General features: G+C 64.0%; 2 protein-coding genes. Both read left to right on the forward strand.

What is annotated here, in order from left to right:
- Nucleotides 1-1,064, forward strand: a 1,064-nt coding sequence (locus AC1DUU_RS31425; protein ID WP_476787211.1) for a Gfo/Idh/MocA family protein, incomplete at its 5' end; no start/stop codon positions are given.
- Nucleotides 1,061-1,628: Gfo/Idh/MocA family protein (locus AC1DUU_RS31430; RefSeq protein WP_476787212.1), on the forward strand; the 568-nt coding region annotated here is incomplete at its 3' end. The genes AC1DUU_RS31425 and AC1DUU_RS31430, both read left to right, overlap by 4 nt.

The raw sequence follows: 1,628 nt of genomic DNA on the forward strand, positions 1-1,628 counted from the left end.
GGGTTGCCGGCATCAATTTCGCCCATATGCATATGGGCGACCTGTTGCGCGAGGTGCATGAGCATCCCGACGCCGAGATCGTCGGCATCTATGACAAATCGCCGGAGCGCATGGCGGCGGCGATCGAAAAGTTTGGCATTCCCTCCGATCGCGTCTTCACCGATCTCGACGCCTGCCTGGAGCAGACCAAGCCCGACCTCGCCATCATCTGCGCCGCAACCGCCGAGCACGCCGACCATGTCGAGCGCGTTGCCCGCCACAAGGTGCATGTGCTGGTCGAAAAGCCATTCGCCGCCTCGCTGACCGACGCCGACCGCATGATCGCGGCGATGAAGGCGGCAGGGCGGGAGATGGCGATCAACTGGCCGCTTGCCTGGTATCCCTGCCACAACACCGCCAAGCGCCTGATCGACGAGGGCGTGGTCGGCGACGTGATCGAAGTGCACTACTACGACGGAAATCGCGGCCCGCTGTTCCACCTCGCCGACAAGGTTGAGGTGACACCCGAAGAGGTCGAGGCGGCCAAGCCGTCGTCCTGGTGGTACAAGAAGGCATCTGGCGGCGGCAGCCTGCGCGATTATCTCGGTTATGGCGTGACGTTGGCCACCTGGTTCCGCAATGGCGAAAAGCCTTTGGAAGTCACAAGCATCGTCGACGAAACGCCTGGCATCGAGGTCGATCAGCATTCGATCACCGTGTGCCGCTACGCCAGGGGCCTGTCCAAGTTCGAAACGCGCTGGGGCACTTTCACCGATCCATGGACGCTGCAGCCGCAACCCAAATGCGGCTTCGTTGTCGTCGGCACGATCGGCACGATCTCAAGCTACGACTACGAGCCCCATGTCACTGTCCAGACCCGGGCGCGGCCCGAGGCCCATCAGATCCCGGTCGATGTGCTCCCCGTCGGGCAACGCGCGCCGATCGAATATGTGCTGGGCTGCCTCGCCAGGGGTGCGCCGATTGCCGGGCCGCTCGAGCCGGCGCTGTCGCGCATCGGCCAGCAGATCACCGACAGCGCCGCCTTGTCTGCGCAGCTGAAGCGCACCGTCGAGCTTCTGCCATGACCGAGACACCGAGCGAGGATTCCTATGCGCTGAAGGCCGCAACGGCAAAGATCGTCGCCGCACCCGAACTGCCATATCAGCCACCAAGACCTCGCAGCTACGCCCCACGCATCGCCCTTGTCGGCGCCGGTGGTATCTCGTTCGCCCATCTCGATGCCTACCGCAAAACTGGCTTCGACGTTGCCCTGATCTACAACCGCACGCTGGCAAAGGCTGAGGCACGCCGCGACGCGTTTTTCCCCGACGCCGAAGTCACCGACGATTTCGCCGCCGTTCTCGCCCGCGACGACATCGAAGTGGTCGATATCACCATCCATCCGGCCGAACGCGCAGCGATGATCGAAAAGGCGCTGCAGGCCGGCAAGCACGTGCTGTCGCAGAAGCCCTATGTGCTTGATCTCGATACCGGCGAACGGCTTGCGGACCTCGCCGACAGCAACGGCGTCAAGCTCGCCATCAACCAGAACGGCCGCTGGGCGCCGCACCTCGCTTACATGCGCGAGGCGGTGCGGGCAGGCCTGATCGGCGAGTTGGCGTCCTGCCATGTCTCGATCCACTGGAACC

The sequence above is a fragment of the Aminobacter sp. P4_H6_2 genome, from assembly GCF_056400805.1.